Source organism: Agrococcus sp. Ld7 (assembly GCF_045064095.1).
GTDB lineage: Bacteria > Actinomycetota > Actinomycetes > Actinomycetales > Microbacteriaceae > Agrococcus.
In genome coordinates, this window is sequence record NZ_JBISGY010000007.1 from 1 (window position 1) to 23,172 (window position 23,172).

A 23,172-nucleotide genomic window follows, 5' to 3' on the forward strand; every position below is an offset into this window, starting at 1 on the left:
CGCAGCGGCCGCATGAACCGAGGGTGAGCGCCAGCGGCGCCAAACCACGCGATCCGCTGGCGCTCACCCGCACCAACCATGGCGCTACGCCGCACGAACAGGTGGCGCTCAGGAGGTCAAATACTCAGCTAGGCCATGACGTGGCCGGATCAGTCGATCAGAACCGTTTCGAGGATCACACTTCGCGATGCCTCTACTGACTGCCGCAGGATCTGAACGCTGGCTCGCGGCGTTGCAGAGCAGCTCGCGGAGGCCACGAGCGGATGCCGCTCTGTGGCCACAGTGTTCAGCGGAGGCGTACGCCGCGGGCGTTCAGGAACGACTCGGGGTTGGCGAGTGTCCCACCCACGCGAAGCTGGAAGTGCAGATGGCAGCCGGTGGAGTACCCAGTCGAGCCTTCGTAAGCGACGACCTGGCCAGCGCTCACCCGCTGGCCAGGGTAGACGTGCGCGGGCCGGACCATGTGGAAGTACTCGCTCTGCACGCCGCTACCGTGATCGATGTAGAGCATGTTCGCGCCGTAGGTGTCGCGAGAGCGCAGCGTCACGGTGCCGTCGGCGACAGCGTAGATCGGGGTACCGCAGCCAGCGGCGATGTCGATGCCGGCGTGCAGCTTGCTCCCCAGATTGCCGAGCGGGTCGTTGCGCCAGCCGTAGGCGGAGGTGAAGCGGCCGTAGTGCGGGCTGACCCATCCGCTGCTGCTTGGCTCGGCCACTGGGACGGAGCCGCCGCCACCGCTGCCGCCACCGCTTTGTGCGGCTTCCTCCGCACGTTGCTGCTGCTCGGCGATCGCCCGCTGTCGCGCCGCCTCACGCTCAGCCGCCTCACGAATGCGGCGCTGCCGCTCTTGCTCGGCGAGCCATGCGCGGTGTCGCTGACCGGCTTGGTAGTCCTCTTCGGTGGCGGCCCGGTTCTCGACCAGCACTGTCAGTTGCGCCTCGAGCTCGACCCTGTGTTCCTGCTGCGCGGCGACCGCCGCCTGCGCGGCCGCCGCTGCCGCCTGGGCGGCCGCATACGCCTCGTCGGCGGCGACCTTGAGCTCGTGGAGCGCATCGCGGGCGACGACAGCCTGATCCTGCAGGGCCTGCGCGGTGTTGGCGTCCTGCTGCGCCTGCTCGTAGAGCGTGTCGGCGGTGCCGGCAGCGCGGTCCATCATGTCCAAGCGGTGCAGCCAGGTGTCGGCTGAGCCCGGGTTGGCGAACAGCTCGGCGCTGAGGTCACCGGTGCCGCCAGAGCGCGCGAGCTGCGCCGCGAGCTGGCCCGCGGCGAGCTGCGACTCCTCGGCGCTCGCCGCGGCCTCATCGGCCTGCTCCTGCAGCCGCTCGGCGACCGCAACGGCCTCGTCGTAGATGCGCTGCGCCTCGATCGCCTCTGCTGCGCGCTCGTCGGCGAGCGCCTGCGCGGTCGCGGCGTCCGTCTCGAGCTGCGAGATGAGTGCGCGGATCTCACGGATCTGTTGATCTTTGGAGCTCACATTGCCGCGGGCGGCCTCGACCTCGGACCATGTGGGGTAGCCGTACTCGTCAGCGGCCTCGGCTTCCGGCACGCCGGGGGCGACGAGGGTGGCGACCATGGCAGCGACCGCGACGGTCGCGGTGATGCCGAAACGGCGCGTGCGGCTGGTCGAGCGTGCGCGGTCGGCATGTGCCGGCCGGGTGAGCAGGGCCATGGACTTCCCGTCTCGTAGCGTCGGTCTGCTGCGGACTATGCGTGAGCGTGCACCCAGACACCCGCCACGGCGCTCGACGCAAATCGGCTCCCACGATAGCAAGGTTCATGCTCCACTTGATGCTTCGACTCGCCCGAGCTCGAGTCGGTACCGCGACCGTGCGTCCGCCTGCCGCGCCGTGTGACGGGCGCTGGCCTTGCTCGTTCGTTACCGTTCCGTTATGTTTGATACTTGCCCTATGCACGGGGTAGCAGGTTTGTCCCGTGTATCGGCGGTATAAGCGCTACCGTTCCATTCGGAACTCACCCGCGCGCCTGCCTTGCCGGTGCCGCAGGGCCCACATGATTTCGACCGAGGACTGTACTTCGCGTGACGCCGGACCCTAGCCGAGCCCCCAGCTCGTCGCCTGACGGACCTCAGGTCCTGACTCGCAGGGAAGCGCGTGAACGCGAGCGAGCGGCTGCGGGGATCGCGCGGACAGCCGCAGAGTCTCGCTTGGGGGCTCGAGCCTCAGTGGTCGAAGGCTCGCCTCCGATCTACGCGAGCCGCCGCGCGATGCGTGAAGCCGCCACGCGCACCGCCCATGCGCTCCCTGTGCGGATCGCCGAGACGGCCTACACCGGACCGAGCATCATCGTGGACGCGCCCGCGCTCGGCAATGGTGGTGTGCATGTGCCGACTGCTCGGCCAGTACGCGCCGCACACCAGCCCGCCGCTCGACTCACACCACTTTCGCGTCCGTCCACGGTTGGCCGCCGGGCTCGCAGCATCGCGCGGAAGGTCACCGCTGGTGCGGCGCTGCTGTTCATCGGTTCGCTCGTCGTCGTCACCTCCCTGCCGGCGCAGGCCGTGCAGTCGCCCGATGAGATCGACCCAGAGGTCGCGCAGCTGGAGCCGGAGGTGCAGTCGCTGGGTCCGGTCACCGCAGAGGCGACGACGCTCTTCACCCGTGACGAGGTCGGAGTCAATGACCCTCTCGAGAGCGCACTGATGTCACCGAGCGAGCTCCCCGAACTCCAGGCTGTCGCGGACGCCGAGCGCGGGGGGTCCTACTACGGTGGCAGCCCCGCGTTCCCCAACACCTGGGGGATGCTCGAGACCGACTACGTGCAGACGCCGTTCCCGCAGATCACGCAGATGCCCGTCTCAAGCGGCTTCGGGTACCGGCCGGGGGGCTTCCACGGCGGCACCGACATCCCCCTGCCTCCGGGGCAAGAGATCCGTCCGATCGCCAACGGCGTCGTCTCGGCCGTATGGCAGGGCAACAATCCGGGCGGAGGCGGCTATGCGGTCTTCGTCGACCACAACATCGACGGCCGATTCGTCCAATCCTGGTACCCGCACATGCAGGCCGGGTCGATCCAGGTGCGGGTCGGTCAGGTGGTCGATATCTCGACCGTCCTCGGCGGCGTCGGCAGCACCGGCCGCTCTACGGGTCCGCATCTGCACCTGGAGCTGAAGAACAGCGACTATGTGTCCTTCGATCCGCTGCTCTGGCTGCAGACCCGGGAGACGCGACTCGAGGTCGGCTAACTCGTCTCCTCCCCATCGGCACCGCGGCTCGAACGACGCTTGAGCGCGATCGCGATGCCACCCGCCGCCGCCAACGCTGCAACTCCGCCGACGAGCAGCAGCGGCAGGTTGCCCCCTGCAGCAGGCTCGTCCGCGGCACCCGGCTCAGCCGATGCGGCCGCCTCCGGCGCGCTGGACGCTGCACTGTCCGTGTCTTCGGCAGCCGGCGACGAAGCAACGCTCTCGCCGCACACCGGTGCCGTCGCGCTGCCGGTCGCGCTTTCCGTGCCCGCCACGGGCTCGAATGCGAACGCGACCGTCCCGTCGACCGCGTGCCCGTCAGCCGAGACGAGCTGATAAGTCAGGGTGTAATCCCCTGCGGCACCCAACTGCGCGTCGAGCGCGATGGTGTCGCCCTCGACGGCGATGCAACTGTCGCCGTAGAACAGGCCGTCCTCGTCGGTCAATTGCATGACGTTCGTGCCGGCGGCACCCTCAATCGCCAGGATCTCCTCGTTCATCACGACGCTGAACGTTCCCGGCTGGTCTACGACCAGATCGCCGCTGCCAGGCGTCGAACCGACGACGGATGCGTGAGAGGGCAGGAGGATGACGGCCGCGGCCGCGGCAAGGAGCAGCATGCATCCATGCTAAGCCGTGCGCGCCGGACCGACTCGGCCTCGGAGCGGCACACGGGGCTGTGCAGCCGCGTCTGCTCAAGCGCCGGTGAGCACCAGCCAGAGCAGCACCCCATTGAGTGCCGTGAGCGCTGCGGCTGCGAGCGAGGCGGCAAGCGTCGTCCAGATCCGGTTCACGTGCTGTCCCATGAGCTGCCGATCGGCCGTGAGGCGCACGAGCGGAATGAGTGCGAACGGGATGCCGAAGGAGAGCACTACTTGGCTCAGCACGAGCGCGAACGTCGGGTCGACACCGAGCGAGAGCACGATCAATGCGGGGATGAGCGTCACGAGTCGACGGGTCAGCAGCGGCACGCGAGTACGCAGCAAGCCCTGCATGATCTCCGCCCCCGCATAGGCGCCCACCGAGGTCGAAGCGAGGCCGGACGCCAGCAAACCAACAGCAAACAGGGTCGCGACGACGGGTCCGAGCGACTCCCCCAGCGCCGCGTGCGCACCCTCGAGTGTGTCGGTGCCATCCACGCCCGCAAGATTCGCGGCCGCGAGCAGCATCATCGCGACATTCACACCTCCGGCGATGACCATCGCGACCGAGACGTCGATGCGGGTCGCCCGCAACAGCGTCGGCGTGCTGAGGCCGCGCCGATCGCGGAAGCGATCCCGCGTCAGACTCGAGTGCGCGTAGATCGCGTGCGGCATGATCGTCGCGCCCAACACGCTCACGGCAAGCAAGACCGAGCCGGTGCCCTCGAAGCGGGGCACAAGTCCAGCAGCGACGCCTGCTAAATCCGGCGGTGCGACGACGACGCCCCAGGTGAAGCCGAGCACGATTACCGCAAGCAGCCCGATCACGACGTGTTCGAACGCGCGCGGACCCCGCTGTGACTGCACGGTGAGCAGCACCAGTGAGACGGTGCCGGTGATGAGCCCGCCAGCCAGCAGCGGCATGTCGAACAACAGCCAGAGCGCCACTGCACCGCCGATCACCTCGGCGAGGTCGGTCGCCATGGCGACGCCCTCGGCCTGGATCCAGTAGGCGATGCGGCCGGCGCGCGACCCGATCCGCTCGCCGCACAGCTGCGGCAGGCTCTTACCCGTCACCACGCCGAGCTTCGCCGAGAGATATTGGATGAGCCACGCGACCAGGTTGGCGCTGACGACGACCCAGATGAGCAGGTACCCATACCGCGCGCCGGCGGTGACGTTCGAGGCGACGTTGCCGGGGTCGAGGTAGGCCACGCCGGCCACGAGCGCGGGGCCCAGCAGCAGCCAATGCGGCGCACGCGCCGTCTTCGTCCCAGCGATCGCTGTCGTGCCCATGGTTTCAGCGTAAACGAGATTTCGGACTACCGAAACCTCTCCATGCGGCGCACCGAGACGACTGATTCGAGCAAGTCAGTGCGAGGCGCCCGGTCACGGGTGGCGGACGGCGTCAGGCTCCTGTTCGCTGATCCGGGCCGTCTCGACCTGGAAGGTCGAATGATGCACCGCAACGGGGAAGTGCTCTGCGACGCACTGCTGGATGTCTTCGAGGACTCTGGCCGCATGCCCGTCGGCGAAGCAGCCGTCGTCGACCACAACGTGGGCGCTGATCGTCGGCAGCCCCGTCGCAACGGTGGAGGCGTGCAAATCGTGGACATCCTTGACATGCTCGAGCTCCAGGATGTGGCGACGGACGTCGTCGAGATCGAGGTCTTTCGGCGTGAACTCCATGAGCACGCTGGCGGTCTCCTTCATCAGCATGAACGCCCTGGGCGCGATGAGTGCAGCGATGAACAGGCCCGCAATCGCGTCGGCCTGTTGGAAGCCCGTCGTCGAGATCACGATCGCGGCGACAATGACGCCCAGCGAGCCGAGCGCATCGTTCAGCACCTCGAGGAACGCGGCCCGCATGTTGAAGTTGGAGCCACGGGCGGATGACAGCACCAGGATCGCGCCGATGTTCACGACGAGCCCGATCACCCCGAACACCAGCAGTTCCGAGCCTGGGATTTCTGGTGGCTCAAAGAGCCGGCGTATGCCCTCGACTGCCGCGTACACGCCGACGGCGAGCAGCAGGGTGGCTTGCCCGAGCGCGGCGATCACCTCGATGCGACGGAACCCCCACGTCCGTTTCGATGTCGACGGCCGCCGCATCAGCGTCGCGGCGATCAGTGCGATGAGCAACCCCGAGGCATCGGTGATCGCATGCGCCGTATCAGTGAGCAGCGCGAGGCTGCCAGTCACGACCGAACCGATCAACTGAGCGACGACGATCGTCACCGTCAGCCCGAATGCGATTCCAAGCCGGATGCGGAAGTCGGCTGCTACCTGACCGTCGCCGGCGGTCGCTCCGTGGCTATGCCCGGCTCCCATCGGCGGCATCCTCTCCAGTCATACCCAGGTCATCGGCTCGAGCGGTGAGGTGGGCGCACAGCGCATGCTGCGAGCCGGTCGTCTCAAGCAGCCGCTCAGCGGCAGCGACTAGGTCCCCAAGGGGCCTCGAGTGCGCGAGCGCGTACCAAGTCGACCGCCCGTCGACTCTCGCCCTGACCAATCGGCACGCCGCTAGGAACGCAATATGCTTGCTCACCGTCGATTGTGCGAGGCCGAGGTGATCAACCAAGTCTCGCACGCGGTGCTCGCCCAAGGACAGGTGCTGGAGCACGCTCAACCGTGACGGGTCGGCGAGCGCTTGAAACAGATGCGCGAACGCCTCGGTCGCCTCGACGTCCAGTTCGCGCTGCTTGCTTAACATCGTCATGCAGCGATGATATCCCCCATGAGCGATGTAATCGATGCGGCGGGGCTGTCACACTCAGGCGCAGCACTCTTCAAGCCCAGACCGGCTGCGAACTCGAGCGTCAGCGCTCCAGACCTAAGTGAATATCCCCGGATAACCAATCGTCGGTTGGTGACCCCGCGGGCCTACCGACCGCGGCCGTGGCCGGGCGTTCGGGACGGCGCGACAGGCTCGCGGTTCGCGACCTTCTGCCGGCGCCCGTGAGCCGTCGCGGCCTCCTTCGGGTGCCGCGCCTGGTCGGCGTCGACCAAGAGGCGATCGCGCACCTGCTCGGCGCTCGCCCCGTTCTGCTCGAGGCGCGAGGCGAACGCCTGGCGACGCTCTGCGGAGTCGTAGAGATCGGCTGCGCCGGCCAGCTTCTGCTCGCCCTCGTCGCGCTGCTCCGAGCTTGTCGCGCGATGCTCCTGAGCCTCGGCGAACTGCTCGAGATCCGCAACTGTGCCGCGGTCCCAGTCCACGCCGTGCTCGAGCTCGTCGGCCCGCTCCTTCGCCTCGTCCGCGAGCTGCTGCAGGCCGATGCCCTGCAGCAGCAGCAATCGTGCTTCGCCCTCCTCCTGCTCGGCCGCGGCCCGCTGCTTCGCGGCCTCGGCGCGATCGACGGCGACCGCGTGGGTCGCATGCAGGATCTCGCTCGTGTACGGGCCGGTGGCGTCGACGTCGACGCCGTACCGCTCCTGCACCTGGTGCCGCACCACCTGCGCGGCCGCGGCCACCTCAGCGTCATGCGGCGCCCACGTCCGAGCCACCTCCACGGTGCGCGCAATCTCCTGGGTGCTCGCATCCCGCCACCACTCCGGGCGGTGCACAGTCGCGAGCTCAGCGCGCGCCATCATCCGCTGCGCGTCGAGCCTGGCCTGCAGGTCGGCGGCGGCCGCCGTGCGCTGCGCAGCCGCCTCCTCATGCGCCTTCTGCACGACCTTGGCTAACTGCCGGCCGACCTGCGCTACAACCGTCAGCGCAGTCCGTGACAGGCCGTCGCTCAGATCGTCGATGCCATCGTTCTCTTCCATCGCTCTCTCCTATCGCTCGGGTGCGTTGCTCTTGTCGGGGCGGCGACGCTGCTGCTCATCGACGTCGGGTCGCGGCGTGATCTTGGCCGGCAGCGGCGATCGGATCCTGGTGGGCGCAGTCAGGCCCTCGCGCGCCTGCCTGATGTGCTCGGGAATCGCCTGCGGCGCGTCCTGGGGCCCGACCCTCGACCTGCCCGCAGCCACGGCCACCGGCCGTGGCTGCTGCTCGTAGATCGCCTGCAGTCGGCTCGCCACACCGTCCTGCAGCGCAGTGGCCGTGCGCATGTCGCGCATCGCGCGATGCATCTGCACGATCGCACGAGCGAACATGATCATCTGCTGCATCATCGCCAGCTCGGCCGCCCTCGACTGCGGCCCGCGGGTCGCGGCCGCGAGCACGAGGGCGGCGCCGGCGAACGGGCTCTCGGACTGCACCCGGCGCCGCGGCGCCTGCCGCAGCTGCGCCGAGCGGCCCAGCACGGATGCGGCCTGCGCGAGCTGCGGCCGCATCTCCTTCGGCGCGGTCCGCGACCATGCAGCGAGTGTGCCCGCACCGTCGCGAGCGAGCTCTGCCCAGCGGCCACGATCCTGCACCGGGATCTGCGCAAGGCGATCGTTCATCAGCTGCAGCCGCTGCGTTGCAGCGTCCCAGCGCTTGCCGTCGAGCACCTGCCGTTCGCGTCCCGGCGCCGCCACCCTGCGATGGCGGTTCGCCGCGTTCCACTCCGCCACGGCCGCGCCCGCAGCCTCCGGGGTGTCCGGCCACGACTGCCGCAGGGCCGGCAGCGTCAAGTCTCGAGCGAGACGCCCGCCGCCGTACCAGACCGGGCCTTCGCCGCTCCCCTGCTGCGGGCGCAGCGCCACCGAGTAGCCGGCCACCACATCGGTGCGGTCGGATGCATAGCGCGGCCGCACGAGCACGTCAGCGGCGCGCATGCGGCGCACGAACTCCGCCTCGTCGACCGACGCGATCGACGCGGCGCGCACCTCGCGCTCGAGCGTCACGCGCGCGGGCTCGCTGTAGCCGCGCGCCGCGGTGCGCGTCTGCTCACCCTCCAGCGGCTCCAAGCCATGCTCCTGCTCAAGCTCTCGGGCGATGCGCTGCGCGCGGATGAAGTCGTTGTGGATCGACACCTTCGTGCCGTCTTCGCGCACCCGCGACGCCGCGATGTGGATGTGGTCGTTGCCGTTCTTCGACAGCCCATGTCGGAGGGCAACCCAGCGCGCCGGCGACCACGCGATCGCGAAACCGTCGGACACCTCCAGGCTGCGCGCGCTCTCGCTAGGTCGGCCCAACGTGACCCCAGCTATCCGACGCCACCAGTGCCAAGAACCCCTACAACGGCCACCCAAGGCGTACCCACCGCAGCGCGCCAAATGGATCGTCAGGACACGCGCCGGGGCCGCTGAGCGCGTCGACACGCCGACCGGCCCGCTCACGCAGGTGCTGCTACTCCCGCGGCCTGCGCGCCGTGGGAGCCGAGGCCGCCGCTCGGTGTCGCGCGTGTGCCGGCTACGCGGCCGCGTCGTCGGTGAGGACGTCGAGGACCCGATTGAGAGTCGAGCGATGCGCGGTCGGGTCGATGATCGTGCGAGCGAGAGCGTCGCGGAGGATCGACTCGTCCGTCGGCTCAAGGTCGATGCCCTCGAGGCACCAGGCGATCTCGTCGGCGAGCGCGTATTCGAGGTCGTCGGGGTGGATCTCGGGACAGTAGACGATTGCCGTCATGCCGGCCTTCTGTGCGATCCGGGCGGCGGTGTCGCGGTCCATGTCCTGTCCTCTCTCGCGGTTCCGACCAACGTAGGTGCAGCCGCTTCGAGTCTGCTGGCGCGCACTGCGCGGCTGTGGAGAAGCCGGTGGTGTATCGCCGGGCTGTGAGCGTCAAAGGCGCTGCGCGTCACTCGGGATCCGGCTGCGCCAGCCCCTTGACTTCCCCACCCCGGCTCCCGATTACTCCGCTGGTGGGTGCGGGCGTCGCGCTGATGGGTGAACCAGCGGGACCAATCGGATCGCTCGGCCCGGGTCGGCTCGCGCATCGAGATGCCGATCCAGTCGCCGGCCATGAGGTTGCCGTCGATGGACTCGGAGACGGCCTGCAGGGCGGTGCCGGCCTGCGTCTCGTTCTCGACGGACGAGACGCCGGGCCAGGCGAGGCGGCGCAGGTCGGAGCGGAAGAGGTCGACGGGGCGGTCGCCCTCGTTGCTCGAGGCGTTCAGCGAGTTGGCGGCGCGGTAGGCGCGGTTGCGGGCGTTGTCGCCGCCGGAGACGAAGCGCCGGGTGGTGACGCCGTCGGCGTCGCAGAGGGCGACGATGGTGGTGCCGGTGGCGACGGTGGAGAGCGCCTCGGCGACCGCCTGGGAGAGCTTCCGCTCGGCGTCGGCGTGCAGGTTCCCGGCGCGCGTGAAGGTGAATGAGGCGACCACGAATACCTCCATGCGGCAGGCGCGCGCCACTTGGGCGGCAGGCCCCAGAATCTGGTCGGCGGCGAACACTGCAGAGGGTGCAATATTCCCCATGATGAGCGCCGGACGGCGGCGCCGCGCCCTCCCCGGAACGAGGCGGGTCACATCGCCGCGGCGCGGCACTGCGTCCTTTACGCCTCTCGACCTCGTCAGCGCGCCGGCGGCGCACTTCCTCACCCGTCCTTGGGGAGCAGCTGCGACGTCACCGGGGTGCCGTCTTGCTGGCCTCGGCTCTGTGCTGCGTCCGCATCCCAGTTCCTCGGCGCGAGTCGTCTCCGGACCCTTCCGGGTCGTCCGTCGTCTCGCTGCGTATCGATGCTGCCCGCATCGCTTCGCTGCTGCACGCCCTGCAGGTGCGTTTGCTCGGGGCGCCGCCCCGAACCCCGTCGCGGGTGGTGGCTGCTGCTGTCGGGTCTGGTTGGGGTCGTGCCCGGTGCCTGGGCTGTCGTCGGGTGCCGGCGTGGAGGTGTCGCTTCGGGGCCTGGCCCCGGTGGTGTCCTGCACCTAGTACATCTGCGGGGTGGGCTCCGGTGGTGCCGCTCTGGCACGGAGTGCTGCGTGGCGTGGCGCCCCGTGACGAGACGTTCCTCATCGGGGTGCCGTGTGCTGGCCCGCCGCCGGCGGGGTGCGTCGTGACCTGGTACCGGAGGTACGGGCGGAACGTGTCGAGGAGGAACGATCCGCCACGGATGACTGCTGATGCCATGGGCCGGCCTGGTGCCGTGTGACGAAGTGCTGGAGCAAGGGGGCGCCGCCGGCGCCACATCAAGGAGCTCACCGGAACGATTCGCGTCCGGGGTAGAGAGGGCGCCGTGCCGGGGAGTTGGAGCTGCGCAAGAGGGTGCTGGAGCAAGAGGGCGCCGCCGGCGCCGCGAAAAGGAACTTGCCGTGACTCGTCGCTACTCGACGTCCCCGGGATGGAGTGGGTGCCGTGCAGTTGAAGTGGAGCTGCGCTTGGAGGTGCTGGAGCAGTGGGTCGCCGCCGGCGGCCCCGTCAAGGGTCGAGACGCCACATGTCGTCCCCGGGGTGTCGTGGGTGCCGTGCAGTTGAGATGGAGCTGCGCATGGAGGTGCTGGAGCAGTGGGGCGCCGCCGGCGGCCCCATCAAGGGTCGTGTCGGAGCGGAGTGGTGCGGGTAGCAGTGTCGGAGCGGGTGCCGTGGTGGAGAGGTGGGTCCGGTGCCAAGTAGGTGCCGGGGTCTGGGAGCGTGTCGGGTCGAGAAGGAGCGGGTGCCGGGGAGGCAGGTGCGGAAGAGGTGGTGACCGGAGGGAGGCAGGAACGGAAGTGGTGATGGCGGAGGCATCGCTACAAGGTCGCCGCGTTCATGGAGCGGAACGTGAAGGGTCGTAAAGGGTCGATTCGTCGTCTCGTCGATTCGTTGCTTAGAGCATCGTGTCGTAAGGGCGAACCCCGGAGGGGTGAGCCCTCCCTTTATGCGCGTCCGGGGTCCTGTCTCGTGTGGCTCGGTGTCGGCCGGAGGTCGGCGCTATCGCGGCGGCTGGGCACGTCGGCCTCGCAGGGGTCGGCGGGGACGGGTGCTCGCGGGCGGGCGCGATGGCGGCGACGGCGCGACCAAGCCCCCGGTGTTGTGCCGGGGGCTTCGCTCGCTGTCGGGTGGCGGTGGTGTCAGTTGAACCAACCGGTGACGCCGACGTAGTAGCTCGAGCAGGCGTCGCCGTAGAAGCTGTGCGAGAAGGAGGCGCTGCCGTCGGCGTCGACTTCCTGCTCGTTCGCGTAGCCGCCGGTGGTCGTGGTGAGGGCGCCGGTCTCGTCGAAGCAGTAGACCTGCACCGAGAAGGGGCCGCTGAGCGCGACGCCCGTCTCGTTCGCGGCGGTGCCGATGAAGCCGTCCTCTGTCTCGGACCACTCGGCGACGCGGAGGTTAGCGGTGTTGAAAGGGCTCTGGTCGGCGGGCGAGGTTGCGAAGTTGATCTCGATCTCCGCACCCTCGGGCACTTCCCCCTCCTCGATGTAGAGGTACGCAAGGCCGAGACCGCCGGGCAGGATCTGTCCGGGGGTGGTGCCCTGTGATGAGCCGTTCGCGACGAGTGCGCCGGCGCTGTCGCGGATGGTGGCGGTGGCGTCGACGTGGGAGACGGCCTCTGCCGTGTTGTTGCGGAAGACGAACGGGAGGGTGCCGGAGTCGGGGTTGAGGGTGCCGACGCTGACCATGGAGACCTCGCCCGGCTCACCTGCGTCGAAGTCCGTGACGGTGGCGTTGCCACCGAGGAGTCCGTCGGCATTGAGGGCGAGCGGCTCGATCGTCTCGGGCTCGGCGGGCGCTTCGGGTGCGGTACTGACGCTCACCTCGTTGGTGGTGGTCTCCTCGGGTGCTTCCTGCGCGGGGGCGGCGGATGCGCAGCCGGCGAGCATGGCGATCGCGAGGGCTGCGACGGCGAGCTTGGCGGCTGTGGGGCTGGGGCGGTGCTGCACTGGTGTGCTCCTTCAGGTACTGGGCTGCCCGTTGGGGTTGGGGCATTGAGTTGAGCATATGTCGATGACCATGCGGCGCCGAAAGACTGGGCCCGGCACCGACGAAGCCCTCGGCGTTCGGTGCCGGGGGCATTCGACTGCGCCTAGTGCCCGAGCTCGCGCAGCGCATCCATCGCGTGCTCGAGCGGGATTCTCTCCTGTTCGATGCGGAGCCACTCGATGCGGTCAGGCTCGGTGAGCTGCTCGTAGACGGCGTGCTCGTCCGGCGTCAGGAGGTGCAGGTTCTTGCGGGGCTCGGTGATGGGCCTGCCGTCCGGGTGCTCCCGTGTTCCGAGGTAGCCGTAGCGGGCGGCCGCTGCCGCGCCCATGAGCATCGAAGCGATGGGGACGCCCTGGCTGCGGATCTGGTGCAGGATCCCGTATCCGGAGGCGTCGATGTCACCCCAGTAGACGATCGGCACATCGGCGAGCCACGGCACGTCTGCGAGGCGCGCCAGCCTTGTGCCGTTGCCTTGGATCGCGACGGCGCCGGGTGTGGGCGGGAAGAACACGGCGCTCTCCTTGTTCTCGCAGATCAGCGCCAGCCGCACCTCGTACGGCGGCGTCATGCCCGCGTCGCCCGGCGTGAACGAGTCGTGCCAGCGGCCGCTTTGGCGGTGCTGCGGGTCGAGCCAGGTGAGCGCGATCGGCCGTGGGCGCTCCACGAGCTGCAGCGGCCGACCGAGGAGCTGCTCGACGAGCCACCGGTTCGACCCGATCCATTTGCCGTGCACGCCTTCGATGGCGAGGCTTCGGGCGGTCATGCCGGTCTCGTCGTTCGAGCGAATCCAGGCAAGGACGAGCTGGAGGAGCTGGAAGTCGAGCGTTGTGAGGGCGGCGAGCTTGCGGACGACGGCGGCTGAGGAGACGCCTGGTGTCGCGGCGATGCGCTCCCTGGCGATGGCGATTCGCTCGGGCAGCCCCTGGCCGAAGATGCGCGCGGCGTCCTCGAGCGATGGGACGAAGAGCCGGTGCGGGAGCGACTGCGTGAGCGTCCCCACGCGCTGGTTTCGCCGCTCGACGTCGAGGCCATGCAGCTCCGCGGTGGCGGTCACCTCGCGGTTCCAGTCCCGCAGCCGCATCAGCCCTTCGGCACTCGTTGGAACCTCGGGCGCGCGCAGGCGCACAGTGAGAGGCCAGGACCGCTCGCCGCCGGGCAGCACCTCCTCAGCCCAATGGCGGGAGAGCTTGCCGGCTGCGGCGAGTTCGTCAGGCAGCGGCATGCTCGACCACTCGCGCGTCGACGACCTGGATGGTGTTGCTGTCGTCGTCCTTGACTGTTGCGAGAATGACTCCGGCGAACGGGTCGAGCGTGGAGGTCTTGTCGTACGGGGCCCCGACGATGAGCTGGAACCCGAGCTTCTTCCACGCGCCGATAGAGCGCTCAGTGAACTTCGAGTCGGCCTTGATGAACGCCTCGTCCAGGATGATCGTCGAGAACTGCGGCCGGCCGTCGTCCGAACCCAGCTGGTAGCGGATGGCGGCGCCAAGGATGAATGCCACCAGCTCTTGCGTCTCGCCGCCGGACTTTGCTGCGAGGTTGGTGAAGTTCTCCGAGGTGCGGCCATCGACGAAGACGCCAGCGCTGATCTTCATGTGACGGCGCACGTCAAGCAGCCGCCTCTTGTCCGTAGCGAGGTCGGTGCGGAGCTCGTCGATGACCAGCGCGATCGACTCGTACACCTCGTCGATCTGGTCCGCCTCGACCTCATCGATCGTGTAGCGGCCGAGCTTCGAGAGCCTGCCCTTCAGCTGCCGCACGTCGCTCGGGATCGCCTGCTGCTCAACGATCTGGAGCGTGCCTCGCTTGGGACCGAACGGCGCCTCTGCCAGAAGCTCGTTGACTGCGTAGAGCCGGTCGCTGACCTCGCGCATGGCGCTGGCGTAGGCGCCGTGAAGGCCGGAGAGATGGGCTGAGACGCCGGAGATCGTCTCGAGGTTCCACTTGTGGAGCGACTCCGCGGATCGGTCTGCTTCGTGGCGTTCGAGGATCTCGAGGTATTCACTGTAGGAGGCCCAGCCGAGCCCGATCGAGGGGTGCTTCCACTGGTCCTGGAAACTGCTGACGGCTGACTCGTAGAGGCGACCGGCGGCCTCGATCGTCTTCTGCCCTTCGGTGCGCAGCTGGCGGGCCTTCGCCTGCACCGAGCTGACCGCAACGTTCAGCGACTTCGGGTCAGCGTCGTCGTCACTGACGTACGCCCTGAGGTCTTCGTCGAGGCGCTCAGCGACAGCCATATCGACCTCTCCCGAGAAGCTCGCCAGCTCGGCCTCCGCTTGAGTCTCGCGCTGCATCGCTCGTTCGTAGGCGGCGTCCGAATCGGCGGCTGCGTTCTTGGCTCCGATGCGGGCCTCGTTCTCTGTCTCTTCGCGTCGTGCTGCTTCATCGCGCGCGTCCTTGGCACGGGAGAGGTCACTGTTGCCATCGAGCAGCGCAGCGAGCTGCTGGTCGATGTCGCCGAGTTCCTGCTGCGCCGCGCGGACATCGAGACGGTGCCACTTGAGGGTCAGCACGTACTGAGCGTCACGCTTCGCCTCCTGGATCGCTGTGACGCGGTCGCCAGCCTCGTTCCAGGCTCGCTGCAGCTCGGCGGCACGCTTCTCTGCGTTGTCGCGGAGCCGAGTCAGCTCTTCGAGCTTGGTGCGGTTGTCGAAGCCGATGAGGCGTTCCTGGCCGCCGCCATGCGCGCCGCGCTGGCCGTGCCGCTCCTGGCCGGAGCGAGTGACGCGCTTGATGCCGTCGTCAAGGAGTTCCTGGACGGTCTCCACGCAGCGGTGCTCGGCCGCGCGAGCGATCTGTCGGGTAAGCCAGCCGCGGAAGGGCCCATCGGCGATGACGAGCTTGCCGGCGAGTGTGCCGTGGTCAGCATGCTCCGCGTCGCCCAGCGACGTGTCGACTCCGGTGTACCGCATGCGGGTGGGCATCCGAAGGGAGTTGATGGAGTCGCGGAAGTGGTCGTAGTGGCGCTCGTCGATGAGCAGTCGGGTCGCGAACCCACCGAGCACGGCATCAGCCGCCACGCGCCATCCCTCGTGCGCGGGTGCCATGTCGAGCAGCTCCGCAACGAACGGCACGTCCTGGGGCCGGAGGTTCGCAGCGTCGGCCATCTGGTCGCGCTTGTCGATGAGGTGCTTGCTGATGTTGCTGCTGCGCCCCTCGAGCGATCGGACATCATCGGCGAGCTCCTTGTGCTCGCTGCGGGCGGCGCTGTGCGCCTCAGCGGCGGTCTGCGCTGCCCTGCGCGCCTCGGCCTCCGCATCGGTGCCGCCGATGAGCTCCTGCGCGCGGAGCTGCTCGAGGGCGAAGCTCTCCTCGTCGTGGACGTTCGCGGCCGCGGTGGGTGCAATCGCCTCGAACTGCTGGCGCTGCTCCTTGGCGCTGTCGACCCGGTCTGCGGCGCGGGCGCGGGCTCCCTGGAGGTCATCGAGCTTCCCGCCGCCTGCTGCGGCGACGAGATCGACGGCGCGCTCGAGCGCCGCGCGCGCATTGCCGTGGGCGGCGGCGGTATCGCTGGCGAGGGCGCGCTTGGTTTCGAATTCCCGCTCCGCGGCGTGCGTGGCGATGGTTGCCCGGCGTGCGAGTTGCTGGGCCTTCCAATGTGCGAAGGGACCGCCCGCGTCGTCGGGACGGAGGATGTCGGATGCAGCGATGTCGGAGGCGGCCTGTAGACGGCTCGCTTGTGCCTGGCGGATCGGCTCGAGTGTCTTGCGCTGAGCGAGAGCGGTCTCGTACGAGCGGCGCCCCGACTGGTACTCGTCGAAGCTGCGCACGGCGTTCAGCGCCGCCTCGAACGTCGCTGGCTCATCGAGCACGTACTGCTGGTAGAGCGCCGCGACGGACGGCACCCTCCCGCCAGACTGGACGCGGGCGAGGAGGTTGATGGCGTCGTTGCCGTTCGCCGCGCTGCCGATGCTGAGGTTCTCGATGAGCGCCTGGGCGAAGGACTGGTACGTCTCGTAGCCGCGGAGCCCGTCGTAAGCGGCCTTCACCTTTGCCGGCTGGAATCGGTGATCGACGTGCTCCTCGAGCGAGCCAAGGTCGAAGGCCGAGTCGATCGTGAAGCGGCGGTGGATCAGCTCACCGTCGCGGCTGGCTCCCGCCTTCGCGTAGTAGACGCGCATGGCTGTGAACCGCTGCGGTTCGCCGCCGAAGAGTCCGTCGCCGGCGTCGGCGCGGTAGGTTGCGGCGATTGCACCCCAGGCGTCGCCCTCGCGCAGCTTGAACTCAGTGACGCCGTCCTCGTTGTCGAGCACGGCGTAGAGGCCGCGGATGTAGTTGAGGACGTTGCGCTGCCCCTCGCCTCGGGCGCGGCCGCCTCCGAGGTCGTTGGAGGCGCCGTTGAGGGCCGTTGAGCTGTCGGAGATGAGCACCATGTACGCATCCAGCAGCGTCGACTTGCCTGTGCCGGAGCCCCCGGTGAGGAGGGTCATGTCGTCATCGAAGAAGATCCTGTGGGGGCCGCCGTCGTAGCCGCCCCAGTTGACCAGCTGCAGCTGCTCGAGAACCCAGCGGCTCATGCCTGCTCCTCCATGTCGTTCGATCCGTTCTGTCCGTACTCCTGAAGCCAGGGCTCCAGTTCCTTCGACTGCTCGGTGGAGAGGACGATGGCGATCATCGGGTCTACCCGGTACTCGCCGTCGCCGACTTTGTGGAGCAGTCGGTGGGTCCTGAGCGCCTCGATGGCCTTGCCGATCGCCGTCTGCGCGTCGCTGATGTTCGAGATAGAGGCTGGCAGCACCTCGAGTGCCGCCTCCGCGATTTCCTCCTCGAGCATCGTGATCGGCTCGCCCTCCATCGCCATCAGCGCCTCCGCCTCGTACTGACGGCGCAGCACGACGAGCACGCGCACCTCCCAGAGGTTCCACTTCGCCCGGCGCATCAGGCTCGGGAAGGGCTGCGTGCCCTCGGACTGCGCGTTGGTGCGGTAGGCGACTTCAAGCTCCTCGTTGACTTCGACCTCGAGGAACAGCTCGTTGATGCGGGAGACGATGACGTCCCGGTTCTTCAGGAACACGTCCCAGGTGGAGGGGTTGTCGGCGCGGGATAGGAAGGGGCCTTCGAGCAGCTTGACGAGCACCTTGCGCACGTCCTGTCGGAGCTTGCCGGTGTCGCCCGGGAAACAGCTGGTCGTGACGTCACGCTGCGGATCGATCTCGGTGAGCTCCTCCTCAAGCCTCGCGAGCACCTGCGCCTCTTCGTCCGTGAACTCTTCAAGCATGCGGCGACTCCTTCGGGAGGATCGAGATGAGGGGAATGCTGTAGGTGACCGGGGTGCCATCTCCGCGCCAGGTCGTGACGACTTCGCGGGCGGCTGTAGTTCCGACCACGCTCTCGTGGATGACGCCGATGAGGTCGACGGGCCGCTTCCGACCCTCGGGCAGGTGCGCGAGGACGGCTCCGACGGTCGTACCGCCGGCGGCTCGGGCTGCGACGAGCGCCGCAGCAATCTGGTCCCAGTCGGGACCGGCGCGGCGGCTGAGGTCGTCCCAGTCGACGGCCGCAGGGCTCGCTCCCCCTGCTGCCTCGAGCCGCTTCGGGGGCGCGTGCCTCGTCAGCTCGGGGTACGACCGCACCCAGGGGTCCAGGGCGACTCTCTCGGGCATGAACGGCAGCTCCTTGCGCCACCGTGCAGTGGTGCGCTCGAGCGCCGCGGTGATGCCCGCGTCGACGCGGTCGAGCACCTCGACCAGCTCCCTTCGCCGCATTGCGTCGTAGCGGCGGATCTTGCTGGAGATCGTGCGCACGACAGCGTCGCGGCGCGCGATGACGCCGTCCATGCCCGACTGGATGATGTTCGGCGTCGCACGGGCTTGTGCTCGGTCGGCGCGCGAGATGAGCTGCGCGTGCGGGTGGCGCAGGAGCGAGGCGATGTTCTCCCTGAAGCCGTCCAGGAGGGTCTCGTCGAGGAACAGTTCGTGGGCACCGAGGTAGGCGCGCCCTTCCGGCGTCTCGGTGAGCATGCCGTTGGCGCGGCTGGTGTATGCGTCGACGATGTCTGAGCGGCCGAGCTGCTCGTCGCGGTAGCGCTCGAGCAGGTCGTGGCGGAGCTCTTCGAGGCTGTCGGTGATGGTGAGGAAGTCGGTGGGCAGCGACCCGATCTGGTCGACGAGGTTGCTGAAGGCTTGGGTGAATCCGTCAGGGGTGATGGTCTGCACCTCTCCCCCGCCCTCGAGTCGCTGGATCTCCGCATCGAGCTCGTCGCGCTGTCTCTGCAGTGCCCTGATCCGCTCCTCGCGCGACTCGTTCGCGTCGAAGGCGGCGGCGCGGGCGGACTCGAGGATCGTCTTTACGCGCGAGACGGAGATCATGCGGTGGTCGCCGACGATCTCCCGCACGTACTCGAGCGCGCGCTGAGAGTGGCTGGTGGGCCGAACCTTCTGCACGCCGTCACCGTCGAAGTAGCTTGTCAGCAGGTTCTTCCGTACGAGGCCGCGCAGGATCCGGTTTGGTGTGCTGTCGGGCACTTCGTGATCGTCGTCGCGTAGCGCCTGGGTGCCGCTCTCGATGAGCGTCTCCATCTGTGCGGCCGTGATGGGGGCGGCATCGGTGCCGAACGCGTCTCGCAGCAGGGCGATCGTCCAGCTGGCGTGCTTGGCACGGAGGATATCGAGTGCGGGCTCGTTGAAGGCACGCAGCGTCGCGTCATGCTCTGACCTGATCGCCATGCGGCCTCCTTACCGGTTCTGGGAAGAGTGTCCCGGCTACCACTGACTCGAGGGGTTCGAGTCGTCCTCGTCGAGCTGCGTTCTCTTCCGGCGGGTCACCAACGGAAGCCGCTCGACGTCCTCGTAGAAGGCCCGGCGGATGGTCGCGTTCAGGTGGAACGAGGACGTCGATTCGCCGAGCTGCATCACGACGAGCATGCCCGGTGCGGTGCTACTGAGCTGGTCGACGCGTTGCGATGCTTCGAGGGCACGTAGCGCCCAGTCGCTGGGTTCGGCGGTGATGTCGTCGCCTGTGCTTGCTGGCATGGCGAGCTTGCCGCTGCGCTGCCACAGCACCTCGATGGCGAGGACCGTGTGCTGCTCCAGCAGCGCGGGAGAGACCAGCGCGAGCACCCCTGGCCGGAGTGCGCCGGGGAGTACTTTGCTCGCGCGGATCGAGAAGGTGCCGTTGAGGGCGATCTCTGTCGAAGCTGCAGCGGACGCCGGTGCGATCAGGGCGAGGTCGGGGTCGATGCTCGTCATCGCGTCCAGGGCGCCGTCGACATCGGGTCGCACCCAGCCGCGCCGGATGTAGCGGTCCAGCGTCGGCCGTGAGATGCCGAGCGCATCGGCCAGATCCTTCTTGCTCACCGCGTGCGCCTCCTTCATCCAAGATGGGAAATGGTCGGTCGTAAGCTTTACTTGCGTAAATCTTACGCTCGTTATCTTTACAAGGTCCGATGTACATCGGCCTGGTTTACGAAGCCACACGTCATCGCGTCCTCAGCGGCGCTCTGCACTGCCGGTCGGGAATGCAATCGACAGTGCTGCGATGTCTCAGACCTCGCCTTCAGCCTCGAACGTCTCGTACAGCACCTCGAGCTTGTCAACGGCGCGCTGTCTAGCGGCGTGCCCGCGTCGGTCGTAGCCGGCCGTGGTGGCGGGGTTGGTGTGCCCGACGATCTTGCTCACGGTGGAGAGGTCGCCGTCGCGGTTGAGCAGCTCGCCAACGAAGGTGCGGCGGAGGTCGTGGGGGGCGACGTCCTTCCCGAAGCGCTCTGCGACGACGCTGGCGATGGTGTTCGTCGATAGGCGCGTGATCGAAGCCTGCGTCGGTCGCCTCGAGGGAGCGACGGGTGTGATGAGCGGCCCTGGGGCGTCGCCACGGTGCGCGAGCCAGTCACGCAGCGCGCGGTGGACGTCGACGGCGAGGGGCACGCTCCGGATCTTGTCGCCCTTGCCCCGCACGACGAGCAAATCGCGGCCAAGATCAAGGTCGCCCATGTTGAGCCCGATGGCTTCGGCTCGGCGTAGGCCGGCCCTGCCGAGGAGGGCGATGATCGCTGCGTCGCGCCGTGCTCGGATCGAGGAGTCCTGGGCGAGTGCGTGGAACACCTCTCGTATGCGTGCGGGCTCGATGTGGCCGCGGCTCTGCTTCTCCTCATCGACCGGCAGCCGCTCCGGGCGCAGCGAGTTCAGCCGCCGCCGTTCCTGGTCGGTGGTGAGCATGCCTGCGTTCGTCATCTCGCGCACGATTACCCGGACGGAGTCGCGCATCGCGTTGCGGGTCGAGACGGCCTGCCAAGTCGTCACGATGCCGTGGTCGAGCAGATCAAAGGCCTCGGACGGCAACTGCGACCAGTCCGAGCCCCACACTGCTTCGGGCGTGAAGCGGGCGTCGGTCGACATCACCACTCGGGCGAGCCGCTCGAGCCGCAGCCGCTTCGTCTTCTCTGATCCGCGTGCGATCGCCACCGACACCGAGCGATGCACGATCAAGGGTCGGGTCGAGCCAGCATCGGCAAGAGCGTCGGTGACCGACTGTGCCGGCACGCGCGTCGTCGTCGCGGGCGGTTGATATTCAGCGAGCTCCACGCCGAGAGGGTAATGTGTTTGGCAGACGATAGGAGACATTATCGCTTACAAAGAGATCACCCTTGGGAGGCGCGATGATGCCATCGCCTGGATAAAGCGACGTGTCTTCAGCATGCGAGCAAGTGGCCTTTGGCACAACGGTCCTGCGGTAGCGGATATCTCATTTCATCGGTCGTTGGAGAGGTGCCGGCGGCAGCATTGAACGCTGCCGCCGGCACCTGTCAGCAGTCAGATGGTCGGGCAGTTACACCAACGAATGTCCTTCTGGCTGAGGAACGGGTGGCCGGGGAAGAGTCGTGGCATCAGACGCTCCTGTTCTGGGCCGAGGCCTTCCTTGTGAAGCTGACTGTTGAATCGCGCCAGTCGCCTCACGTCGGCGTCGGGGTCCGTGTGCTTGGGCTTGTGCCCGTGCTCGCGCCGATATTCCGCGAGCGCAACGGCATCTCGTTCGAAGTTCCGGAGCCTGGTGGGTCGCGAGTCGGTGGCCCATCGGGCGAGGTCGGGATCGAGTTCCCTGAGCGCGTCCACCTTGTCCTGCGGCATGGGCGCTCGCAGCTTGAGGCGGAAGAATGCGAGCTTTCGTTCGTCCTCGTCGTCGCTGTCTTTGCTCGGCCAGCGCCCGAGGTCGTCGCGCATGGCGAGCACTTCGTTGACCTGCCTTCGGAAGGTGTCGAGTCGTGATCGGCGGGGCCTTCCCGTCGGGGTGACCGGTGAAGGCGGAGTGCCGGCCTTGACGGCTTTCGGCCGCCTGGAACGCGAGAGACGGTTGTAGAGTGCGCGCTCACCAGCGCCTTCGCCGTCCCAGCGCGGTTCGCGGCCGTAGGACTGCTTGAACTCCTCGAGGGCGTTGTCGAGTGATTTGTTACTGATGATGCGGTCACCAGGCGGCAGCTCGCCCAGCAGTGCCCGTACGGCTGCGTGGATATATTCGTTCTCGTCTCGCCTCAGCGCCCGGACGTTACGAGCGAGCGTCCGCTCGGATGCGCTTGCACCGTCGCTGGAGGGCCACTGCCCATCGTTGCCTTCCCGGAACGCCGCGATTCGCTCGACCTGAGCGATACGGACTGCGACGTCGCGTGGAAGGTCGTTCGGTGGTGGATATTCTGCGTACATATCTAGGCCTTTCTGCCTGATCTCGTGTTCTGGCGGCGGCCAGGTTTGGCCGCCTCCACCGGCTATATAGCCGGTCGCTCGGCCACCCGGACCGACTGTGAAGTCGGGCGGCGTGACCGCGTCTTCCGACTGCATAGGCGGTCGGCACGATCACCCCGATGACTGCGAAGTCGGGCAGCGTGATCGCGTCTTCCGACTGCATAGGCGGTCGGCTCGACCTCGCCGACAGTCGAGTCCGATGAGCACTAGCAACTGCGGGTGCCGCTCAACCAACGGCACCCCGTCGTGCCGGCAGGACTTTCCGCGGCATCACGTTGCCTCCGCCAACTGGCATGGAACAAGCAGCGGTGCCCGTCGGTCTCCAGAGAGTGCGAACCGGCACGTCAGCCGGCCGCCTGGGCGTCCGAGTTGCGCGGCACCGGACTCGAACGAGCGGACGAGCAGGAGCGTGCACGTCACTCGGTAACACGCTGAAGTGGTGCAATCACCACTGACGTGCCACTCACCACGGGATGCCAAGTGGTGCAGCCCGGTACCGCGTCTCCGGGATCTTCAACGGCGAAAATGCCTGAATCGGAGAAGAAGATGCACCACATATGCCCGCTGCCAAGTGGCGCGGGCTCACCCGCCCATCCCACGCCCTGGCACGGTGAAGTTGCGGATTATGCGCGGATGCTCTGCTTCTTGGGCGGTACACCAGTGCCCCTCCGTGTGCGGGCGTGCGCGTGCGCGTGCGCGCATGCGAGAGCGCGCACGTAAGGGCGGGTTCTCACGTTCTACCCCTTCTTCTTCTTCTTACTTTTTAAGAAAAGGTAGGTAGGTAGGTAGGTATTAGGCCGGCAGCGCCTGCACCACTTGGCATCGGATGAGTATTCGTCTTTCTGGGGGCCACTGCTCGCGCGCGTGAGCGCCACTTCGGTCATGCACGATTCGCGTGCTTGAGCGCCGGTGTCGGGCTGGGTGAGCGCCACCTGGTTGGCTCCTTCCACCAAG

At 68.1% G+C, this 23,172-nt stretch carries 20 protein-coding genes; 2 read left to right on the top strand and 18 right to left on the bottom strand.

The genetic code is table 11. From position 1 onward, the window contains the following. On the top strand, positions 1-200 hold a 200-nt coding region (locus ACJJVL_RS02070), incomplete at its 5' end, for a hypothetical protein (RefSeq protein ID WP_405216492.1). 86 nt (positions 201-286) lie between these two features. On the opposite strand, the gene ACJJVL_RS02075 is transcribed toward ACJJVL_RS02070, so the two are convergent. After that, the gene (locus ACJJVL_RS02075; protein WP_405216494.1) at positions 287-1,669 is read right to left on the bottom strand and encodes a peptidoglycan DD-metalloendopeptidase family protein; all 1,383 of its coding nucleotides are present in this window, start codon (positions 1,667-1,669) and stop codon (positions 287-289) included. A 555-nt stretch (positions 1,670-2,224) separates the two neighbouring features. Between ACJJVL_RS02075 and ACJJVL_RS02080 the strand changes: the two genes are divergently transcribed. Next, on the top strand, positions 2,225-3,202 hold the full coding sequence (locus ACJJVL_RS02080; protein WP_405216496.1) for a M23 family metallopeptidase: 978 nt from the start codon (positions 2,225-2,227) through the stop codon (positions 3,200-3,202). Here ACJJVL_RS02080 and ACJJVL_RS02085 read toward each other — a convergent pair. The 17 genes from ACJJVL_RS02085 to ACJJVL_RS02165 form a co-directional block, all read right to left on the bottom strand. Continuing rightward, positions 3,199-3,822: a copper resistance protein CopC gene (locus ACJJVL_RS02085; protein ID WP_405216498.1), complete on the bottom strand. Its 624-nt coding sequence runs from the start codon at positions 3,820-3,822 to the stop codon at positions 3,199-3,201. The genes ACJJVL_RS02080 and ACJJVL_RS02085 overlap by 4 nt on opposite strands. Before the next feature lie 75 nt (positions 3,823-3,897). Then, on the bottom strand, positions 3,898-5,139 hold the full coding sequence (locus tag ACJJVL_RS02090) for an Nramp family divalent metal transporter (protein WP_405216500.1): 1,242 nt from the start codon (positions 5,137-5,139) through the stop codon (positions 3,898-3,900). Between the two features lie 93 nt (positions 5,140-5,232). Beyond that, on the bottom strand, positions 5,233-6,174 hold the full coding sequence (locus tag ACJJVL_RS02095; RefSeq protein ID WP_405216502.1) for a cation diffusion facilitator family transporter: 942 nt from the start codon (positions 6,172-6,174) through the stop codon (positions 5,233-5,235). Next, on the bottom strand, positions 6,158-6,562 hold the full coding sequence (locus tag ACJJVL_RS02100; RefSeq protein WP_405216504.1) for an ArsR/SmtB family transcription factor: 405 nt from the start codon (positions 6,560-6,562) through the stop codon (positions 6,158-6,160). The genes ACJJVL_RS02095 and ACJJVL_RS02100 overlap by 17 nt, the downstream gene beginning before the upstream one ends. 164 nt (positions 6,563-6,726) lie before the next feature. Next, positions 6,727-7,611 carry a hypothetical protein gene (locus ACJJVL_RS02105; RefSeq protein ID WP_405216506.1) on the bottom strand — a complete coding sequence of 295 codons (885 nt, stop codon included), beginning with the start codon at positions 7,609-7,611 and terminating at the stop codon, positions 6,727-6,729. Positions 7,612-7,620: 9 nt separating this feature from the next. Continuing rightward, positions 7,621-8,871 (bottom strand): relaxase/mobilization nuclease domain-containing protein, encoded by a 1,251-nt coding sequence (locus ACJJVL_RS02110; protein WP_405216508.1) that lies wholly within the window; start codon positions 8,869-8,871, stop codon positions 7,621-7,623. A 253-nt stretch (positions 8,872-9,124) separates the two neighbouring features. After that, positions 9,125-9,340 (bottom strand): hypothetical protein, encoded by a 216-nt coding sequence (locus tag ACJJVL_RS02115; RefSeq protein WP_405216510.1) that lies wholly within the window; start codon positions 9,338-9,340, stop codon positions 9,125-9,127. Further along, positions 9,337-10,035 (bottom strand): hypothetical protein, encoded by a 699-nt coding sequence (locus tag ACJJVL_RS02120; protein WP_405216512.1) that lies wholly within the window; start codon positions 10,033-10,035, stop codon positions 9,337-9,339. The genes ACJJVL_RS02115 and ACJJVL_RS02120 overlap by 4 nt, the downstream gene beginning before the upstream one ends. Positions 10,036-11,700: 1,665 nt before the next feature. Further along, on the bottom strand, positions 11,701-12,507 hold the full coding sequence (locus ACJJVL_RS02125) for a hypothetical protein (RefSeq protein ID WP_405216514.1): 807 nt from the start codon (positions 12,505-12,507) through the stop codon (positions 11,701-11,703). A 143-nt stretch (positions 12,508-12,650) separates the two neighbouring features. Then, positions 12,651-13,769: a Wadjet anti-phage system protein JetD domain-containing protein gene (locus ACJJVL_RS02130; RefSeq protein WP_405216516.1), complete on the bottom strand. Its 1,119-nt coding sequence runs from the start codon at positions 13,767-13,769 to the stop codon at positions 12,651-12,653. Continuing rightward, the gene (locus ACJJVL_RS02135; RefSeq protein ID WP_405216518.1) at positions 13,756-17,064 is read right to left on the bottom strand and encodes an ATP-binding protein; all 3,309 of its coding nucleotides are present in this window, start codon (positions 17,062-17,064) and stop codon (positions 13,756-13,758) included. Before ACJJVL_RS02135 ends, ACJJVL_RS02130 begins: the two co-directional genes overlap by 14 nt. Further along, positions 17,061-17,765: a DUF4194 domain-containing protein gene (locus ACJJVL_RS02140; RefSeq protein ID WP_405216520.1), complete on the bottom strand. Its 705-nt coding sequence runs from the start codon at positions 17,763-17,765 to the stop codon at positions 17,061-17,063. Before ACJJVL_RS02140 ends, ACJJVL_RS02135 begins: the two co-directional genes overlap by 4 nt. Further along, positions 17,758-19,212, bottom strand: coding sequence for a DUF3375 family protein (locus tag ACJJVL_RS02145; RefSeq protein WP_405216522.1), 1,455 nt, complete (start codon positions 19,210-19,212; stop codon positions 17,758-17,760). Before ACJJVL_RS02145 ends, ACJJVL_RS02140 begins: the two co-directional genes overlap by 8 nt. A 36-nt stretch (positions 19,213-19,248) precedes the next feature. Beyond that, entirely contained in the window at positions 19,249-19,842 is a 594-nt protein-coding gene (locus ACJJVL_RS02150) for a hypothetical protein (RefSeq protein WP_405216524.1), read from the bottom strand. A gap of 186 nt (positions 19,843-20,028) precedes the next feature. Further along, positions 20,029-21,066: a tyrosine-type recombinase/integrase gene (locus tag ACJJVL_RS02155; RefSeq protein WP_405216526.1), complete on the bottom strand. Its 1,038-nt coding sequence runs from the start codon at positions 21,064-21,066 to the stop codon at positions 20,029-20,031. 228 nt (positions 21,067-21,294) lie between these two features. After that, complete coding sequence (locus tag ACJJVL_RS02160; RefSeq protein WP_405216528.1) at positions 21,295-22,314, bottom strand: hypothetical protein; 1,020 nt, start codon at positions 22,312-22,314, stop codon at positions 21,295-21,297. Positions 22,315-22,955: 641 nt separating this feature from the next. Continuing rightward, a partial coding sequence (locus tag ACJJVL_RS02165; protein ID WP_405216529.1) for a hypothetical protein occupies positions 22,956-23,172 on the bottom strand: 217 nt, incomplete at its 5' end.

What these genes read in the sequence shown, in the direction of transcription:
- ACJJVL_RS02075 (WP_405216494.1), bottom strand. Translation starts at nt 1,669, where the DNA reads ATGGCCCTGCTCACCCGGCCGGCACATGCCGACCGCGCACGCTCGACC.
- ACJJVL_RS02080 (WP_405216496.1), top strand. Translation starts at nt 2,225, where the DNA reads ATGCGTGAAGCCGCCACGCGCACCGCCCATGCGCTCCCTGTGCGGATC.
- ACJJVL_RS02085 (WP_405216498.1), bottom strand. Translation starts at nt 3,822, where the DNA reads ATGCTGCTCCTTGCCGCGGCCGCGGCCGTCATCCTCCTGCCCTCTCAC.
- ACJJVL_RS02090 (WP_405216500.1), bottom strand. Translation starts at nt 5,139, where the DNA reads ATGGGCACGACAGCGATCGCTGGGACGAAGACGGCGCGTGCGCCGCAT.
- ACJJVL_RS02095 (WP_405216502.1), bottom strand. Translation starts at nt 6,174, where the DNA reads ATGGGAGCCGGGCATAGCCACGGAGCGACCGCCGGCGACGGTCAGGTA.
- ACJJVL_RS02100 (WP_405216504.1), bottom strand. Translation starts at nt 6,562, where the DNA reads ATGACGATGTTAAGCAAGCAGCGCGAACTGGACGTCGAGGCGACCGAG.
- ACJJVL_RS02105 (WP_405216506.1), bottom strand. Translation starts at nt 7,611, where the DNA reads ATGGAAGAGAACGATGGCATCGACGATCTGAGCGACGGCCTGTCACGG.
- ACJJVL_RS02115 (WP_405216510.1), bottom strand. Translation starts at nt 9,340, where the DNA reads ATGACGGCAATCGTCTACTGTCCCGAGATCCACCCCGACGACCTCGAA.
- ACJJVL_RS02130 (WP_405216516.1), bottom strand. Translation starts at nt 13,769, where the DNA reads ATGCCGCTGCCTGACGAACTCGCCGCAGCCGGCAAGCTCTCCCGCCAT.
- ACJJVL_RS02135 (WP_405216518.1), bottom strand. Translation starts at nt 17,064, where the DNA reads ATGAGCCGCTGGGTTCTCGAGCAGCTGCAGCTGGTCAACTGGGGCGGC.
- ACJJVL_RS02140 (WP_405216520.1), bottom strand. Translation starts at nt 17,765, where the DNA reads ATGCTTGAAGAGTTCACGGACGAAGAGGCGCAGGTGCTCGCGAGGCTT.
- ACJJVL_RS02145 (WP_405216522.1), bottom strand. Translation starts at nt 19,212, where the DNA reads ATGGCGATCAGGTCAGAGCATGACGCGACGCTGCGTGCCTTCAACGAG.
- ACJJVL_RS02160 (WP_405216528.1), bottom strand. Translation starts at nt 22,314, where the DNA reads ATGCAGTCGGAAGACGCGGTCACGCCGCCCGACTTCACAGTCGGTCCG.